Origin of the sequence: Vibrio sp. D404a, from assembly GCF_030248535.1 — a bacterium.
Taxonomy (GTDB): Bacteria; Pseudomonadota; Gammaproteobacteria; order Enterobacterales; family Vibrionaceae; genus Vibrio.
Window position 1 is genome coordinate 75,570 of record NZ_JAHGAJ010000017.1, and the last position, 17,235, is coordinate 92,804.

Annotated in this window: 15 protein-coding genes; 11 read left to right on the forward strand and 4 right to left on the reverse strand. The window is 40.9% G+C overall.

Annotated features, from left to right (window positions below; translation table 11 throughout):
- The first annotated feature begins 43 nt into the window (after window positions 1-43).
- The 3 genes from gpsA (at window position 44) to KI655_RS10590 (ending at window position 3,471) form a co-directional block, all read left to right on the forward strand.
- Entirely contained in the window at window positions 44-1,090 is a 1,047-nt protein-coding gene (gpsA, locus tag KI655_RS10580) for an NAD(P)H-dependent glycerol-3-phosphate dehydrogenase (RefSeq protein WP_285404508.1), read from the forward strand.
- A 190-nt stretch (window positions 1,091-1,280) separates the two neighbouring features.
- The gene (gene cysE / locus KI655_RS10585) at window positions 1,281-2,102 is read left to right on the forward strand and encodes a serine O-acetyltransferase (protein ID WP_032551183.1); all 822 of its coding nucleotides are present in this window, start codon (window positions 1,281-1,283) and stop codon (window positions 2,100-2,102) included.
- 229 nt (window positions 2,103-2,331) lie between these two features.
- Window positions 2,332-3,471 carry a murein hydrolase activator EnvC gene (locus tag KI655_RS10590; RefSeq protein ID WP_285404510.1) on the forward strand — a complete coding sequence of 380 codons (1,140 nt, stop codon included), beginning with the start codon at window positions 2,332-2,334 and terminating at the stop codon, window positions 3,469-3,471.
- A gap of 405 nt (window positions 3,472-3,876) precedes the next feature.
- Here the strand turns inward: KI655_RS10590 and KI655_RS10595 are convergent, their stop codons facing one another.
- Window positions 3,877-4,515, reverse strand: coding sequence for a TetR/AcrR family transcriptional regulator (locus tag KI655_RS10595; RefSeq protein ID WP_285404512.1), 639 nt, complete (start codon window positions 4,513-4,515; stop codon window positions 3,877-3,879).
- A 109-nt stretch (window positions 4,516-4,624) separates the two neighbouring features.
- Window positions 4,625-5,788, reverse strand: coding sequence for a nucleotide sugar dehydrogenase (locus tag KI655_RS10600; protein WP_285404514.1), 1,164 nt, complete (start codon window positions 5,786-5,788; stop codon window positions 4,625-4,627).
- Window positions 5,789-5,940: 152 nt separating this feature from the next.
- Here KI655_RS10600 and rfaD point away from each other — a divergent pair, with 152 nt between their 5' ends.
- The 6 genes from rfaD to KI655_RS10630 are packed head-to-tail and all read left to right on the forward strand — an operon-like array spanning window position 5,941 to window position 13,337.
- Complete coding sequence (gene rfaD, locus KI655_RS10605) at window positions 5,941-6,882, forward strand: ADP-glyceromanno-heptose 6-epimerase (protein ID WP_285404516.1); 942 nt, start codon at window positions 5,941-5,943, stop codon at window positions 6,880-6,882.
- A 55-nt stretch (window positions 6,883-6,937) separates the two neighbouring features.
- Window positions 6,938-7,921 (forward strand): lauroyl-Kdo(2)-lipid IV(A) myristoyltransferase, encoded by a 984-nt coding sequence (gene lpxM / locus KI655_RS10610; RefSeq protein ID WP_285404518.1) that lies wholly within the window; start codon window positions 6,938-6,940, stop codon window positions 7,919-7,921.
- Window positions 7,921-9,156, forward strand: coding sequence for an O-antigen ligase (locus KI655_RS10615; RefSeq protein WP_285404520.1), 1,236 nt, complete (start codon window positions 7,921-7,923; stop codon window positions 9,154-9,156). Before lpxM ends, KI655_RS10615 begins: the two co-directional genes overlap by 1 nt.
- Window positions 9,153-10,208: a lipopolysaccharide heptosyltransferase II gene (gene waaF, locus KI655_RS10620; RefSeq protein WP_285404523.1), complete on the forward strand. Its 1,056-nt coding sequence runs from the start codon at window positions 9,153-9,155 to the stop codon at window positions 10,206-10,208. Before KI655_RS10615 ends, waaF begins: the two co-directional genes overlap by 4 nt.
- The gene (gene waaA, locus KI655_RS10625) at window positions 10,202-11,473 is read left to right on the forward strand and encodes a lipid IV(A) 3-deoxy-D-manno-octulosonic acid transferase (RefSeq protein ID WP_285404525.1); all 1,272 of its coding nucleotides are present in this window, start codon (window positions 10,202-10,204) and stop codon (window positions 11,471-11,473) included. The genes waaF and waaA overlap by 7 nt, the downstream gene beginning before the upstream one ends.
- 1 nt (window position 11,474) lies before the next feature.
- Window positions 11,475-13,337 carry an acyltransferase family protein gene (locus KI655_RS10630; RefSeq protein ID WP_285404527.1) on the forward strand — a complete coding sequence of 621 codons (1,863 nt, stop codon included), beginning with the start codon at window positions 11,475-11,477 and terminating at the stop codon, window positions 13,335-13,337.
- 37 nt (window positions 13,338-13,374) lie between these two features.
- Here KI655_RS10630 and KI655_RS10635 read toward each other — a convergent pair whose 3' ends face one another.
- Window positions 13,375-14,067 carry a 3-deoxy-D-manno-octulosonic acid kinase gene (locus KI655_RS10635; protein WP_285404528.1) on the reverse strand — a complete coding sequence of 231 codons (693 nt, stop codon included), beginning with the start codon at window positions 14,065-14,067 and terminating at the stop codon, window positions 13,375-13,377.
- A gap of 422 nt (window positions 14,068-14,489) precedes the next feature.
- Between KI655_RS10635 and KI655_RS10640 the strand changes: the two genes are divergently transcribed.
- A complete protein-coding gene (locus KI655_RS10640; RefSeq protein WP_373417250.1) occupies window positions 14,490-15,275 on the forward strand; it encodes a glycosyltransferase family 9 protein in 786 nt (261 codons plus the stop codon).
- A 31-nt stretch (window positions 15,276-15,306) separates the two neighbouring features.
- On the forward strand, window positions 15,307-16,089 hold the full coding sequence (locus KI655_RS10645) for a glycosyltransferase family 2 protein (protein WP_285404531.1): 783 nt from the start codon (window positions 15,307-15,309) through the stop codon (window positions 16,087-16,089).
- On the opposite strand, the gene KI655_RS10650 is transcribed toward KI655_RS10645, so the two are convergent.
- Window positions 16,076-17,113 (reverse strand): glycosyltransferase family 4 protein, encoded by a 1,038-nt coding sequence (locus tag KI655_RS10650; protein WP_285404533.1) that lies wholly within the window; start codon window positions 17,111-17,113, stop codon window positions 16,076-16,078. The genes KI655_RS10645 and KI655_RS10650 overlap by 14 nt on opposite strands.
- Between the last annotated feature and the right edge of the window lie 122 nt (window positions 17,114-17,235).

The following is a 17,235-nucleotide window of genomic DNA, read 5'->3' on the forward strand; positions in this document are numbered from 1 at the left end:
GAAAGATACTCTTCTCATTTCCTCAAGAATTTCAGGTGGAAGCATGACAGACACAACTCGCACTAATGACGCAAATAACGCTTATGGCAAAGAGATCGCCATGACGGTGATTGGCGCTGGTTCCTACGGCACTTCTTTAGCGATTTCTCTTGCACGTAATGGTGCCAACATCGTGCTTTGGGGACATGAACCTGAGCATATGGCTCGCTTAGAAGCTGATCGCGCTAACCACGAGTTCCTGCCAAACATCGACTTCCCAGAAAGCTTAATTATTGAGTCAGATCTAGAGAAAGCTGTATCAGCAAGCCGAGACCTGCTTGTTGTGGTACCAAGCCATGTATTTGGTATTGTTCTGAACAGCCTAAAGCCTCACCTAAAAGCAGATTCACGTATTTGTTGGGCAACTAAAGGGCTAGAACCTGAAACAGGTCGCCTACTGAAAGACGTTGCAAGCGACGTGCTTGGTGATGGTTATTCATTAGCTGTTCTATCTGGCCCTACTTTTGCTAAAGAGCTTGCGGCAGGTATGCCGACTGCGATTTCAGTTGCTTCACCAGACCAAGAGTTTGTTAAAGAGCTACAAGAGAAGATTCACTGCACTCGAACCTTCCGTGTATACGCGAATGATGATTTCATTGGTATGCAACTAGGTGGCGCGGTTAAAAACGTTATCGCGATTGGTGCTGGCATGTCTGATGGCATCGGTTTTGGTGCCAATGCTCGCACTGCATTAATCACTCGTGGCCTCGCTGAAATGAGTCGCTTAGGTGCAGCACTAGGCGCAAAACCTGAAACCTTCATGGGTATGGCTGGCTTAGGTGACTTGGTACTCACCTGTACCGATAACCAATCACGCAACCGTCGCTTCGGTTTAGCCTTAGGCACTGGCAAGGATGTCGATACCGCACAAGAAGAGATCGGCCAAGTTGTGGAAGGTTATCGCAACACCAAAGAGGTTTGGCTGCTGTCTGAACGCATGGGTGTTGAAATGCCAATTATTGAACAAATTTATCAAGTGTTGTATCAAGGAAAAGACGCACACTTAGCAGCGCAAGATCTGCTGGCTCGAGATAAGAAATCGGAAGGTTAAAAGAGCAGATGCGGGATGCGAGTAGCGAGATGAGAAGAGATTAAAAGCAGATACGGGATGCGAGTAAACTAGTGGCGAAGAGCCTCGTTTTTATTTTCGTATCTCGTATCCCTAATCTCGTCACTGCTCTTTAGCTTTTCGTATCTCGCATCCCTCATCTCGTCACTTGCTTTAAGAATGGATAGAAAAAATGAAACACTGTGAACAACAAAAAGTCTGGCAATGCATTGTAAAGGAAGCTCGAGAGCAGTCTGAGCAAGAGCCTATGCTTGCGAGTTTTTATCATGCGACCATTATCAACCATGACAGTCTCGGTGCTTCGTTAAGCTATATCCTAGCAAACAAACTTAAAACGGCTTCTATGCCAGCGATGGCGGTACGTGAAGTGGTTGAGCAAGCCTTTGCTGAAGATCAATCAATCATCGATGCTGCCGCTTGTGATATTTGCGCGACCGTGACACGAGACCCTGCTGTTGAGATGTATTCTATGCCGCTGCTTTACCTTAAAGGCTACCATGCCCTGCAAGGCTATCGCGTTGCAAACTGGTTGTGGAAACAAGGCCGTATTGCACTAGCGACTTACCTACAAAACCAAATTTCTGTTGCTTGCCAAGTGGATATTCACCCAGCAGCTCGTATCGGTAAAGCAATCATGCTCGATCACGCAACCGGGATTGTGATTGGTGAGACTGCGGTTGTTGAAAACGATGTATCTATCCTGCAAGACGTAACTTTAGGTGGTACGGGTAAAGAAGGCGGCGATCGTCACCCTAAGATCCGCGAAGGTGTAATGATTGGTGCAGGTGCTAAGATCTTGGGTAACATTGAAGTTGGTGAAGGTGCGAAAATCGGTTCTTGTTCTGTGGTTCTGCAAGCTGTTCCTGCTCATACTACGGTTGCAGGAGTTCCAGCTAAGATTGTCGGTAAACCGAAAACAGACAAGCCATCACTGGATATGGACCAAGGGTTTAATGGGCGATCTCAGAACTTTATTCATGGGGATGGGATTTAGGAGCGGATTCGGGATGCGAGTAAGCGAGTGGCGAAGAGAATAAAAGCAGATTCGTGATGCGAGTAAGCGAGATACGAAAGGCTTAAAAGCAGTCACTGATCTTTAGCTCTTCGTATCTCGAATCTCGTTTACTCGTATCTGCTTCTAAAGTATCTGGAATCTCTATATCAACATTCACATAGATAGCTCTATACACTAGTAGTAATTTAATGAGTAGGCTGTAACTTAGATGACAAAAACAATGAAAAAGATTAAAGCTATAAGTGGCCTTATTTTACTTTCTAGTGCGATGTTTTCTATCTCTACTCATGCAGCTTCTCAAGGTGAGTTGAAGGGTGTTAAGAGCGAGATCTCTCGACAGCAACAGGCTCTATCTTCTCAACAGAAGAAACTTGATAGCCTACAAGCCAACCTCAAGAAGCAAGAGCTCTCGATTGCTTCACTTGAAAAAGGCATTAAGGAAAGTAAAAAGCAGCTTGCTAATGCTAACGCTAACATTCAGCAACTCAATAATAAGATTCAAGCGCTTACTACTCAGAAGCAAGTTCATACCCAAAAGCTTGAGCAGCTTATTCAAACTTATTACATGACGCGTCGTGCTAAAGCCTCTTCCCACATTCTTAATACTGGTGTCGAAGAAGATCGTATTAGTCATTACTACCAACATCTAGCCAAAGCGCGCACCACAACGATTAAAGCGATTGAACAGACTCAAGCTGAACTTGAAGAGAGCCAGCGCCTCCGTAAAGCAGAACAAGAACAAATTACATCTCTACTCAAACAGCAAACGACTAAACGTGACCAACTCGCTAAAACTCAAGTCCAGCGTAAGAAAACCGTCGGCAGCATCAAGAAAAGCATTTCTGGCGACAAGAACTACCTTGCAGAGCTGCAACGTAACGAGACTCGTCTAAAGGCAGAAATTGCCAAAGCAGAAAAAGCCGCTCGCGAGAGACGCAATGCGGTTCCTATGGATGGTCTAGCCAAACGTAAAGGCAAACTGCCTTGGCCAGTCAAAGGCAAAGTTCTACATAACTATGGAAGTCGCCAAACCGGACAAGTAAATTGGAAAGGCATGGTGATTAACGCCAGCTATGGCCAACAAGTGAAGTCCGTCTATTCTGGCACCGTGGTATTTGCTGAGTATTTGCGTGGCTACGGCTTGGTCGTGCTACTCGACCACGGTAAAGGTGATATGACGTTATACGGCTTTAATCAAGCTCTTCTTAAAAAAGAAGGTGATAAGGTAAAAGCCGGCGAAGCCATCGCACTTGCCGGTGATACTGGCGGCCAATCTCGCCCATCACTCTACTTTGAGATCCGCAGAAACAGCCAAGCGCAAAATCCTAAGAGTTGGTTGGTTAGATAAAAGCGGATGCGAGTAAACGAGATGAGAGATACGAAGAGATTAAAAGCAGATTCGAGATGCTAGTAAGCGAGTGGCGAACAGCGGAATACCCACACTACAATATCTCATTTCAAGTTGGAACTTTTTCAGGATTCGTCATTCCAGAATTGAGGAACGAAATGTCTGGAATCTATTCGTCGATTTTACCTTCAGCGATACAAAAAGATTCCCTATCACGCTCGTCCCTCGCTGTAGGGAATGACGGTATAAGTCATAGAGCGGATTCGAGTAAGCGAGTGACAAAGGGATTAAAAACAGATTTTGCTTTTCGTATCTCGTTTACTCGTATCTGCTTATAAAGTATCCCGTCACTCTAATCTGCTCTTTCAGCTCTTCGTATCTCGTATCTCGCTTACTCGTATCCTTCTACTTTACATTCAACGCCTTAACACCATCTTCCAATAGTGTTAACTGCTCAAAACCTTGAGTGGTTGCGATAGGTTTCACGACGGCAATCATCTGGAGCATACCTTGGTGAACCACTTGTTCAGTGATCTGTGTTTTTGGTGACATAGCTGATTGGTAAGCCAGCCAGCTTGAAGCAATCAGATGCAAAGACGTCACCATTGACTTCATCTCTTCTTCTGATGCTTTCAACAGGTTCAAATCCACAAACGCACGCATGATAGCGATTAAGTTTGCTTGCAAGCGCTCTTGTACTGCCATGTAGTCATTATGCAGCTTCTCATCACGAGAGAGAATTTCAGGCAGATTGGCGTAGAAGAAACGGTACTTCCACATCAATGTGAAGATAGAATCAAGATAGTGCTTAAGAAGGGTTAAGCTCTCTTGCTGCCCCTGTATTGGGGTAAAACGCTCAAGAAGTTCAGCAGAGTATAGAGTGAAGATATCACGAACGATCTCTTGTTTATTGCGGAAGTGGTAGTACAGGTTGCCAGGGCTGATCTCGATATGTTCAGCGATATGGTTGGTCGTAATACTACGCTCGCCGTGCTCGTTAAAAAGCTCTAGCGCCGCATAAACAATTTTGTCTCGTGTCTTCATTTTTATTTCGAATCCCTATCTGTTTAAGAGAGTTAGTATATCGCCCCTAAACAGATAGATCGAGCCGTTAACATCTGGTCGGTTTAGCTCGCAAGATATAAAGTAAGAACTAGTCGCTACCAAACAGGTCTCGAGTATAGACTTTATCCGCTACATCTTTAATTTCCTCGACCATGCGGTTGGAGACGATAACATCACAAGCGGCTTTGAATTCATCTAGCTCTGTGTATACCTTTGAATTAAAGAAGTACTCTTCGTTCAAAACCGGCTCATAGACCACCACTTCAATACCCTTGGCCTTCAAGCGTTTCATAATGCCCTGAATAGAAGAAGCCCGGAAGTTGTCAGAGCCCGCTTTCATGATCAGTCGATAGATACCCACAACCTTAGGCGAACGTTTCATTATCGACTCTGCAATGAAGTCTTTACGCGTTCGGTTCGCATCGACAATCGCGCCAACAATGTTGTTTGGCACATCTTGGTAGTTAGCTAACAGCTGCTTAGTATCTTTAGGTAGGCAGTACCCCCCATAGCCAAATGAAGGGTTGTTGTAGTGGTTACCAATTCGCGGGTCCAACCCTACCCCTTCAATGATCTGACGCGAATCTAACCCGTGCGCTTCAGCGTATGAATCCAGCTCGTTAAAGTAAGAAACACGCATTGCAAGATAGGTATTAGAAAACAGTTTTACCGCTTCAGCTTCTGTTGAATCGGTAAATAGCACTTCGATATCCTGTTTTTCTGCCCCTTCGACAAGCAAGTTAGCAAATACCTCAGCGCGTTCAGAACGCTCACCTACGATAATACGCGAAGGGTGGAGGTTGTCGTATAAAGCCTTACCCTCACGAAGAAACTCGGGTGAAAATAGAATGTTATCGCATTCAAGTTCTTGCTTGATTCGAGCCGTATAACCAACCGGCACGGTTGATTTGATGACCATAACAGCATCAGGATTAACACTCATTACATCTTTAATAACGGATTCGACAGAACTGGTATTGAAATAATTGGTTTTAGGGTCGTAATCGGTTGGGGTCGCAATAATAACAAAATCAGCACCTTGGTAAGCTGATTTGTCTGTCGTCGCCGTAAACCCCAATGTTTTAGTCGTTAGAAAATGTTCTATTTCAGCATCCACAATAGGGGACTGTTTATTGTTCAACATCGTCACTTTTTCTTCGACAATATCTACCGCCACCACTTCGTGATGCTGTGCTAATAGCATCGCATTTGATAGCCCTACATAACCTGTTCCGGCAACCGCAATCTTCATGATATGACCTATAACCTAGAGTTACTAACTCAATAAAATTCAAAACTAATCTTGTCATATCATACTCTGGTTAAGGAATTATTCCACTAGCCCGTATTGTTCATTCCTTGCTATACTCGCGATAGTTTTATATTCAAAAGAGTAGGAAAAATATGATTATCGTAACTGGTGGTGCTGGCATGATCGGCAGCAATATTGTAAAAGCACTCAACGAAGCTGGCCACAACGATATCCTAGTTGTCGACAACCTAAAGAACGGTAAAAAGTTCAAGAACCTTGTTGACCTAGACATCACTGACTACATGGATCGTGACGATTTCCTAACTCAAATTATGGCTGGTGACGACTTCGGTCATATCGAAGCTATTTTCCATGAGGGTGCGTGCTCTGCGACGACTGAGTGGGATGGCAAGTACATGATGCTTAACAACTACGAGTATTCAAAAGAGCTGCTTCACTACTGTATTGAACGCGAGATTCCATTCCTTTATGCTTCTTCTGCTGCAACTTACGGTGAAACAGATACCTTCATCGAAGAGAAAGAGTACGAAGGTGCATTGAACGTATACGGCTACTCTAAGCAACAATTCGATAACTACGTTCGTCGCCTTCAGGCAGATGCTGCAGCGCATAATGAAACACTATCGCAAATCACAGGCTTCCGTTATTTCAACGTTTACGGCCCACGTGAAGATCATAAAGGCAGCATGGCTTCAGTGGCCTTTCACCTGAATAATCAAATGAATGCTGGTGAAAACCCTAAACTGTTTGCTGGTAGCGAAACGTTCAAACGTGACTTTGTTTACGTTGGTGATGTTGCCGCTGTGAACTTGTGGTTCTTAGAAAATGGTGTTTCTGGCATTTTCAATCTGGGTACTGGCAATGCTGAGTCTTTCGAAGAAGTGGCAAAAGCGGTGATCAACTACCATGGTAAAGGTGAGATTGAAACAATCCCATTCCCTGAACACTTAAAAGGTGCATATCAAGAATTCACTCAAGCCGATCTCACCAAGCTTCGCGCTGCTGGTTGTGACATCGAGTTTAAAACCGTAGCGCAAGGCGTTGCGGAGTATATGAAACTACAAAACCAGTAGTATTAATACTCAACAATAGTAGCGGCTTGGACAACAGGCCGCTATAGCCGTGATTATGACTAATAGAAACGATTTTGATCCTAAAGCTTACAATCCAACCTTTAACCGAAGTTTTCTAGCTCCAAAATTTTGGGGAACTTGGTTCGGCGTGATTGTCGGCCTTCCGCTTGCTCTACTACCTCTAAAAGCTCAAAGGTGGTTAGCCAAAACAATTGCCGCAAGACTCGCCAAATCTCACAAAGGCCCCGCTCACCGCAGCAGAGTAAATTTTGAACTTTGTTTTCCCGAAAAAACATTTGAAGAACGTGAAGCGTTAATTGAAAAGACTCTTTTTACCGCTTCTCTGTTCTTTATTCGTTTTGGGCTGTTGAGTTTAAAGCCCGCACCTTGGCTAACAAAACGTTGCAACATAAAAGGTTTAGAGATTCTTCAAGGACATGTTGAGGCTAACGAGAATGTCATTTTAATGGTCCCTCACTCTTGGGCTATCGATGTTCCTGCGATACTTCTTGCATCAATGGGCATGCCAGTTTCAGCGATGGCAAAAAAACAAAAGAATGACGTCTCAGACTGGCTGATGCATAAACAAAGAGTTCAATATGGCGGCCGTGTTTATGAGCGTTCTGGCGGCATCAAACCATTCCTAAAATCGATTCGAGATGGTTATATTGGCTATTACTTACCGGATCAAGATCATGGCCCAGAACATAGTGTTTTCGTCAATTTTTTCGCAACAAAAAAAGCAACTTTGCCTGGCTTAGGTAAAATTGCCAAATTGTCCAAAGCTAAAGTGCTCCCTCTTTTTGCTTCAATGAATACAGAAGACGGCTCATTTGATATTGAAATCTTGCCTGCATTTGAGCTCAATAAAGGTGAAGAACAAGATGCTAGAGTATGTAATCAGGCCATTGAGTACTTTGTAAAAGACAAACCTGAACAATACATGTGGGTACTCCAATTATTGCGTTCCCAAGAAGATGGCAATAACTACTACAACGTATTCAAGACAAGATATACAACCGACTGGAAAAACGATTAATGAAACGTTACTTAAAGGCTGAGGAGATGACTACTCTCCTATCTGGCTGCTTTTTTTCATTATTACTGATCAATGGCGATAGCTATAAACTAGCAGCAATTCCACTGGCTCTATTCGCATTATTCGCGTTACCAAAAACTAGAAAAAGCATCTGCGCAGCGCCAATTAAGCTAGCGCAGTTGGCTTTGTTCAGCTATTTTGCTGTTACAGCGATATCTTTAGTTATAAATGGTGGAGAGCTTAGTCAACTCGATATGCCAAGCCGAGTTATACTTGCATCCTTTATTATGGCATTAATTTACTGCTACCCTCCATCACTACAAACAACACTATACTCTATATGTTTAGGTGCAAGCATAGCTGGTATTATCGCGATACATCAGTTTATCAGCACAGGAGGGCGAGCACTTAGCGAAAGTGAAGGCTATATGGTTATACAGGCAGGGGGAATTGCTTCAGGGCTAAGCATGCTAGCCATTGTAGTTTATTTATTTTCTTTACAAGTAAAAAATAAACTTCTTCAAGTATCTTCAATATTGGCGACGATGCTCGGCTTATGCGCAACTCTTCTATCAGGAGCCCGAGGTGCGTGGCTGTTAATTCCGTTTATTGTACTGGGGCTATTCATTTTTCATCGTCACATGTTCTCCCAAAAAGCAAAATGGGGTTCTCTAATTGCTCTAGTCGTCGTGGTTATTTTCTCGTACCCTAATATTGCACCTCGTGTAAACCTTGTAATTAACGACCTTAAACAATACCAGAATGACGATGCGACAACCTCTTCTGGTGTACGCTTAGAAATGTGGAAGTCAGCTCTCTACTCTGGGTTTGATAAACCCGTTTTTGGACAGGGTTTTGATGGAGTGCAAGCGGCGAAGGAAAAGCAAGTATCTGAAGGTCTCGTAGACAAAGCCGTTTTAGGCTATAGCCGTGCGCATAATCAACTTTTCGAAGAACTCCAGACTAAAGGTCTAATTGGTGTTACTACATTGCTATTTTTCTTTGGTGCTCCTTTTGTGGTACTAGTTCGAAAGTTACGTTCACTACCTCAGGACGATCCACGTTATTACCTATCTTTAATGGGAATTGTGCATATTACTTCTGTTATTGGTTCTTCGATTACTCAACATTATTTATCTCATAATTCCGGTATTATTTTTTATTCTGTTGGAGTTGCTATTTTTGTCGGTATGGTATTCAGCCCAACTTTGAATTATAAAGGTATACGTCAATGAAAATATTGATCATTGGTCCATCTTGGGTTGGAGATATGGTGATGTCTCAATCTCTCTATATGACATTAAAAGCTCAACACCCTAAAAGTGAAATTGACGTTATTGCCCCTGGGTGGTGCAAGCCAATTCTCGAACGCATGCCTGAAATAAACCGGGCAATCGATATGCCGATTGGTCACGGGGCCTTTAACTTACTTGGCCGTAGAGAGATAGGTAAGTCATTACGCGAAAATAAGTATGACCAAGCTTATATTCTGCCAAAATCAGCTAAGTCAGCTCTTATACCTTGGTTTGCCAATATACCAACACGCATCGGTTGGAAAGGTGAGATGCGCTACGGACTATTAAACGATCTTCGTTCTAACATGAAATCTTTTCAGTATATGGTCGAACGTTATGTCGCTTTAGCTTACCCTGGAAAAGACATGCTCAACTCCTCATCCTTAGGTGGAATAGAAAATTTACCCCGCCCGAAGTTATTCATTGATAAAACTGAACAAGCAGCAACAATAGCAAAATTCCACCTAGATAATACTGGTTCTATTATTGGTTTATGCCCAGGCGCAGAGTTTGGACCGGCAAAAAAATGGCCGGAAACACATTACGCAGAAGTAGCGACAGCCATGATAAAAACTGGCAAAAAAATATGGCTATTCGGTTCACAAAAAGACTTAAAAACGTGTAATAACATTAGAGACTTAGTACCTAAAGAAAATCAAGCACAAGTTTATGTGCTAGCTGGAAAAACAAGCTTAATCGAAGCCGTAGACTTACTGGGAGCTTGTAATACAGTGGTCGCAAATGACTCTGGATTAATGCACGTTGCCGCAGCTGTGGGTTGTAATGTTGTCGCAGTCTATGGTTCGACTTCCCCTAAGTATACGCCACCACTGGCTAAAAAAGTTGAAATAGTCCATACCGATATCGACTGTCGCCCTTGCTTTAAGCGAGAATGCGAGTTCCAGCACCTAAAGTGTCTTACGGAATTATCCCCTAAGTTAGTGATCGATAACATCACAAAACTTGAAGCAATTACGGTAAACGCATGTTGATTCGCGCAGTTTATACGCTGCTTCTAGCGTTAGCAGCACCGCTACTTTTGTTTAACTTATATAAAAGCAAACCCAATAAACCTAAGTTCGGTTCTCGCTGGAAAGAGCACTTTGGATTAACACCGAAACTAAACTCAAAACAGCCTCCAATATGGATTCATGCTGTTTCAGTTGGTGAAAGTATAGCCGCAGTTCCCCTAATAAAAGAGCTAAAGAAGCAACAGCCAGAGCAACCGATTGTTGTGACAACAACTACCAGTACCGGCGCTCAGCAGATCGAGAAGCTAGGCGATCTAGTTGAGCACAGATATATGCCGATTGATTTTGCTTTTGCTATTAGAGGCTTTATCAACACCGTGCAACCAAAAGAAATGTTGATTATTGAAACCGAACTTTGGCCCAATACACTCCATTTTGTCCACAAATCGGGAATTCCAATAACAATCGTCAATGCCCGCTTGTCAGAGAAGTCGTATAAAAACTATCTGAAAATACAGGCGCTATTTAACTTACTTCACACAAAGATCACTAAAATACTCTGCCAAACAGAATCAGATGCTACGCGCTTTAAGAATTTGGGGGTTGCTAAAGAGAAAATAACTGTAACTGGTTCTATTAAATTTGATATTGAGATTTCGAATGAGGTAAAAGTAGAAGGTAAAGCTCTCAGAGAAAAATTGGGTATTACTCGACCAGTCTGGATAGCAGCAAGCACCCATAAAGGGGAAGACGAACAAGTTTTAGAGGCACACAAGCAAGTTTTAGAATCGCACCCAGATGCACTACTAGCTTTAGTTCCACGTCATCCAGAAAGGTTTGATAACGTATTTGAGCTGTGTGAGAAGCTTGGATTTGAGACAGCTCGCCGAACAACACAAGACTCGAAACTCGACACTTCAACCCAAGTCTACTTAGCAGACACTATGGGAGAATTACTCGTTATCATAGCTGCTGCAGACCTCTGTTTTGTAGGAGGGAGTTTAGTTGGTGACAGAGTAGGTGGTCATAATGTTTTAGAGCCTGTATCTCTCGGCGTCCCTGTCATCAACGGAGATAGTTATTTTAACTTTTCCTATATAGTTGAGACGTTATTAAGCAAAAATGCTATTCAGATAGTATCTTCAAGCCAAGAGCTTAGAGATGCTATCAATGAACTATTATCGAATAAAGAACTGAGACCAAGACTAAAAGCTTCGTACAACGAGTTTTTACAAAACGAACTAGGTTCTATATCAAAAACCATTCAAGCTATAAATGAAAAATAATATGTCTTTCAGAACTGATATTAACGGACTTAGAGCCATCGCAGTTATCGCCGTAGTCCTTTTTCACTTTGATCCTACTCTACTCCCCGGTGGCTTTGTTGGTGTCGATGTCTTTTTTGTCATATCTGGATTCTTGATGACAAAAATAATAACCAGTGGTATTAGGTCGCAAAGCTTTTCAATAAAATCCTTCTATCTATCGCGAGGAAACAGAATCATTCCTCCTTTAGCCATACTATGTCTTTTCCTTCTGATATTTGGATGGTTTTTTCTAACACCTACGGACTATAGAAAGGTTGGTAATGATGTACTCAATAGTATGTTATTCATCTCTAACTTTATCTATGCTCAAGAAAAAGGATATTTTGAAACTTCCATATCAGAGCAGTGGTTACTGCATACTTGGTCTCTTTCTGCGGAATGGCAATTTTATCTACTTTATCCCTTGCTGCTTCTATTTATATTCAAGTTCTTACCTTTTGAAAAAGCAAAGAAAGTAATAATTTCACTTACCATTTTAAGTTTTATTACTTGTGTGATATGGACGAGTAAGTCAGCAACATCCTCCTATTTCCTTCTTCCAAGCCGAGCTTGGGAAATGTTAATGGGTGGTGTCGCATTTCTATATCCTCTCAAAAAAAACCAAAAATACAAACCATTACCTTGGATTGGTATCAGTGTGATATTAGCTTCATGTATCCTTATCCAAGGAACAGCGCCATGGCCTAGCTACTTAACACTATTACCTATAATAGGAACTTATTTAATCATTGTAAGCCAACAATCAAACTTTATTTTAGATACTAAGCCTATGCAAAGGATTGGCTCTTGGTCTTATTCTATTTATTTATGGCATTGGGTTGTTGTTACACTTGGTGTATATTTCAATATACCAAACTTCATTATACTAGGAGTGTTACTATCCATAGCCTTAGGTTATTTAAGCTACCGATTCATTGAAATGAACAAAGGAAGAAAGTTAATTTTCAACCCAATCTTTCTCGTCCTATTTATAGGTTCTGCAGGCGGTCTTGTACATGCCACAGATGGTGCCGAATTTCATTATTCAAAAGAAATCAAAGACATACTATCAGCAGGAAGAAGTAGCTCGCCTTTAATGTGTAATAACTGTAAGTTTATTAATGGAGAAAGAGTAGAGAATGATGAAGTTGCAGATCTTATTATCTTAGGAGACAGTCATGCCGGTGCTCAAATTTCCACAATACCAGTAATACTGTCTAAAGAAAAATCTGTTTTATCTTCAATTTCAGGAGGTTGTTTATTTATCCCTAATGTAGATACAAAAAATAGAGATATTGATAGCTGTAAAAAACAAGTAAATTATACATATGATAATTTGCTCCCTAAAAATAAAGGTGCGAGTCTACTTTTTATTCAAAGAACAAACATTTTCTTTACTGGCTATAGCGACACAGAAAGCCAAGAAAAAGAACAAGATATCAGATACGTACTTGACAACTCTTTAAACATAAAGAGCACCGGCGAAATGTACATTCATACAATGTGTAATTTAGCTAAGGATTATAATGTCTTAGTAACTAAACCGACACCAGAGCAGACCGTTAATGTCCCTAACTTTTTGATTAAGTCTATAATTCTAGATAAAGATGAAGATCCTTCGATAAGTATCTATGACTATAAAAAACGGAACCAAGAGACGAGTCTACTATTTAATGAAATTGAAAAGTGTGGTGTGACTGTTCTAGACCCAGTCCCTTATCTATGTGATAACGGAGTGTGCCCGATAGTAAAAGAGGATAAGCCTCTTTATCGAGATGATGACCACCTAAATGAATGGGGTGCACAACAACTAATCCCCTTGTATCAAAAGTTTATAAATTAGTTTTGGATTCAGGCTCTACTCTAAATTTGGGTAGAGCCTAACTTAAATGCAAATAATCCCAATCGTTCTCACTCCAGTGAATATTTCGTTTAGCCACTTCTTTAATAAATGAGCGTTTCAATCTTTCCAAGTTTCCTTGCTTCCACTCATCACCCGATTTCTGATTACATTTATCAAAGTCGATAATCCATACTTTACCTTCATCATCAATCAGGATGTTGTGAATATTCAAATCCGTATGATTTACCTGAGCTTTATGCATTTTACGAATCTCTGCACCGACCTTCTGGTATTCTTCTTTTGATAATGCTCTATCTTGTAAGATTGATACTAGATCTCGTGCGTTTGGGATTTTCTGGCTCAGCAAATCAGCACGATAACCAAAACAACTTTTGACAGCTCTGGCTGCTATAGGCTTAGGAACATTAACACCAGCTTCGATCAAAATATGCAGTAACTGATACTCTTGAAAACTACGAGTATTTTCCCAAGTCGTAAAAAAATAGCTGTCTCGGTTGACCTTCCCGAACAACCCTCCTCGATGATAATGACGTAGTGCTGCATCTATTTCATCGAGAGCAATAAACCAAGTAGTTCCTCTTCCTTGAGCTGAACCAATGATTCGGCCTTTCTTACGCCAATAACTGTGGTCAAAACACTGCTCACTAGCATCACTAAGCAGATACTCATCGAACCAAATAGTTTGTTTAGGGGTCTTTATTATCTTCATCTGGGAATCATTTCTTGAACATAGACGAATGGAGTTCCAAGTACTTCAACATCACTAAAACACCACTTATGATAGTCAAAGTTAATCTCATTTTACATTTCTAGGCATAGATAGCATAATCCTTACTCACTCTTTTTTGGCTAAATAATCATATGGCTTTATTCGCATCCGCGCCTCATTCATTATGCATTGTCCGCTTGTCTGCAATTGGTGATGTATGTAACACCATTGCGGCAGTTCAAATGATTCAACAACAGTGGCCAGAAACTCAAATTACATGGATTACAGGTAAAGTTGAGGCTCTGCTAATACAAGATTTACCCAACATTGATGTCGTTGTATTCGACAAAAAGTTAGGTTGGAAAGCTTATGTCCAACTTTGGTCAGTTTTGAAAAACAAAAACTTTGATGCCCTACTACACATGCAATACGCAATAAGAGCAAGTATTGCTACGTTAGGTATTCGCGCAAAATATAAGCTGGGCTTCGATAGTAAACGTAGCAGGGATTTTCAAACTCTTTTCACTAACTATAAAGTGCCTTCCCCAAACAAGCATCATGTTTTAGATGGCTTAATTGCTTTTGTCAAAGAGCTAGGTGTTGAAATCACTACTCCAACTTGGAACATCCCACTTTTCGACCAAGATATTGAGTGGGCAAAGAAACAATTGTCTAGTTATAGCTGTAAAAACTTAGTGATTGTACCGGGCGCAAGTAAAGCATATAAAAACTGGAATGTGCAAGGTTATATTGATGTAATTAATTATGCACAATCAGTTGGTTGGACAGTAACTTTAGCAGGTAGCTCAGCCAAAGTAGAAACGGATCTAGCCAACGAAATTAATGCCGGATTAAGCCAACCAGTTCAAGACTTGGTTGGAAAAAGCTCACTTAAAGAGATGCTAGCTCTACTTAAGCACGCAAATTTAGTTATTGCCCCAGACACGGGACCTGCTCATATGGCAAATGCTGTGAATACTCCAATTATTGGTTTATATGCACATCATAACCCCGACAGAACATGTCCGTATCAATACCATGAGTATGTGGTTTCGGCATACGATGAAGCAATAAAAGCAGAAACAGGTAAAGGGAAAAACGAGCTTTCATGGAGAACTCGGGTTAAAGATACGCACGCGATGAACCGTATAAGTTCTGAACAAGTTATAGCAATGTTCAAGAAAGCAACTGCTGATTTCTCTCTCTAAAATACACCATTATAAAATATGAGAATGTAATATGATCACTGGTACTATTATCACTCTAAATGAATCAAAAAATATTGTTGATTGCATCCAGTCACTGCAAGAAGTGTGTTCTGAAATTATTGTCGTAGACTCAAACAGTACAGATAATACTGTTGAACTGGCTGAGAAATTAGGTGCAAAAGTAATCAGACAAAGCTATCTCGGTGATGGTTTTCAGAAAAATGTTGCTCTAGACTACACAGCGAATGACTGGGTGCTAAGTATTGATGCTGATGAGCGGCTGACTGAAGATATGGTCAAAGAAATCAAAGCACTTGATCTAACCAACACACAGCATGATGCATTCGCTTTTCGCCGCCGTAATTACATTGGTAGCCGTTGGATAAAGCAGTGTGGTTGGTACCCCGATTATTGTATTCGCTTATATAATCGTAATAAAACGAAGTTCTCAGAAGTAAAACAACACGCATCTGTTCAGGCTAAAAACCCAAAACGCTTAAATTCTGACTTGATTCATTACTCTTTTGAGAACCTCAGCCAGTTGTTTGCTAAACCCGGTAGAGATTTTAGTGGACGAGCAGCAAAGATCATGTATCAAAAAGGAAAAAAGGCAAATGCCTTCTCTCCTTTCTCTCATGGGTTGTCTGCGTTCATTCGGGCCTATATTATCAAACGCGGCTTTTTAGGGGGAGCTGATGGCCTAACTGTCGCAATTAGCGCTGCAATGAGTAGTTACTTAAAATACGCCCGACTACTCGAATTTCAACGTGATCCGGCAGTTTTAGAGAAAGAAGACTTTACTAAAATTTGGTAGCTAAGCAATCTTGATAACACCTTTTATAGCTTTGAGCCATATTCTCAGGGCTATATTTAACCTTGTATGCATTGATTTGTGAAACAAGTCTATTATACAAAGTGTTATCAGTATACAAACTCACAACTCGGTCTTCTGCTGTCTCTATGTCCCCTAATTTAAACTGATAGCCAGTGATACCTTCATCTACGATCTCTGGCAAACCTCCAACATTTGAAGTAACAACCGGAATACCATGCTGATAAGCTTCTAAAACAGCAGATCCTAAACCTTCACTTTTCGAGGGCATAAAAAGTAAATCTGTTCGTTTCATAATTGATGCAACAAAAGTCGTGAAACCAAAAAATGTAATATTCGATAAACCTTTAGCCTGTTTTTTCAAAATCATTTCATCTTTACCTTCACCCACTATCAAAAAGTGGATATTAGGATGTGACTTTTCCAAACGTTTTGCTAACTCTATAGTAAATGATACATTTTTTACATCTATTAAACTTCCTAATTGAGTAACGACAAACTTACTTTCTAAAATAGCCAGGCTTCTCTCAACATCAGAGGATGCCGGAAGGTTAGAATAACTATCATATATAACTTTAAGGCTTGAGTTCAAACCTATGAGATTTTTTGCAACCTTTTCACTCACTGCAATAATAGAACTAGCGCTATGATAAGTTTTTTCAGACAGTTTGCCTTTCAACGGTTTATCCACTCGACGTGATATTACAAACTTTACCCCAGACAACTTTGAGATAATACGTGCAATATGAGCACCTCTTCCATCATGAGCGTGAATAACCGTGTTTTTGTCACTCCAACAATGTATTAGAGCTGAAAAAAAACTATTAGTATTCACATTATCATTACCTTTGAAAGTGTGAATAACTTTCTTCTCAAAAAGGGAATTTTTTTTAGCTAATACTACTTGTGGAAATTCGGCAAGATGGGAGATGAGGTTCAACGTTTGTACCTCTCCCCCTCCGAAACCAGAAGCCATGTTAATATGAATAATTGTTGGATTCTTCATACACCTCCCTTTATCATATAATCACAATGAAGTATCACTGTACTATAACACGTAACCTAAAGTTAGTTACCCAGAGAATGTACGTGAATCATACCTAGACATGATAGCTTGATTCATCATAT

What these genes read in the sequence shown, in the direction of transcription:
- gpsA (WP_285404508.1), top strand. Translation starts at nt 44, where the DNA reads ATGACAGACACAACTCGCACTAATGACGCAAATAACGCTTATGGCAAA.
- cysE (WP_032551183.1), top strand. Translation starts at nt 1,281, where the DNA reads ATGAAACACTGTGAACAACAAAAAGTCTGGCAATGCATTGTAAAGGAA.
- KI655_RS10590 (WP_285404510.1), top strand. Translation starts at nt 2,332, where the DNA reads ATGACAAAAACAATGAAAAAGATTAAAGCTATAAGTGGCCTTATTTTA.
- KI655_RS10595 (WP_285404512.1), bottom strand. Translation starts at nt 4,515, where the DNA reads ATGAAGACACGAGACAAAATTGTTTATGCGGCGCTAGAGCTTTTTAAC.
- KI655_RS10600 (WP_285404514.1), bottom strand. Translation starts at nt 5,788, where the DNA reads ATGAAGATTGCGGTTGCCGGAACAGGTTATGTAGGGCTATCAAATGCG.
- rfaD (WP_285404516.1), top strand. Translation starts at nt 5,941, where the DNA reads ATGATTATCGTAACTGGTGGTGCTGGCATGATCGGCAGCAATATTGTA.
- lpxM (WP_285404518.1), top strand. Translation starts at nt 6,938, where the DNA reads ATGACTAATAGAAACGATTTTGATCCTAAAGCTTACAATCCAACCTTT.
- KI655_RS10615 (WP_285404520.1), top strand. Translation starts at nt 7,921, where the DNA reads ATGAAACGTTACTTAAAGGCTGAGGAGATGACTACTCTCCTATCTGGC.
- waaF (WP_285404523.1), top strand. Translation starts at nt 9,153, where the DNA reads ATGAAAATATTGATCATTGGTCCATCTTGGGTTGGAGATATGGTGATG.
- waaA (WP_285404525.1), top strand. Translation starts at nt 10,202, where the DNA reads ATGTTGATTCGCGCAGTTTATACGCTGCTTCTAGCGTTAGCAGCACCG.
- KI655_RS10630 (WP_285404527.1), top strand. Translation starts at nt 11,475, where the DNA reads ATGTCTTTCAGAACTGATATTAACGGACTTAGAGCCATCGCAGTTATC.
- KI655_RS10635 (WP_285404528.1), bottom strand. Translation starts at nt 14,067, where the DNA reads ATGAAGATAATAAAGACCCCTAAACAAACTATTTGGTTCGATGAGTAT.
- KI655_RS10640 (WP_373417250.1), top strand. Translation starts at nt 14,490, where the DNA reads ATGCAATACGCAATAAGAGCAAGTATTGCTACGTTAGGTATTCGCGCA.
- KI655_RS10645 (WP_285404531.1), top strand. Translation starts at nt 15,307, where the DNA reads ATGATCACTGGTACTATTATCACTCTAAATGAATCAAAAAATATTGTT.
- KI655_RS10650 (WP_285404533.1), bottom strand. Translation starts at nt 17,113, where the DNA reads ATGAAGAATCCAACAATTATTCATATTAACATGGCTTCTGGTTTCGGA.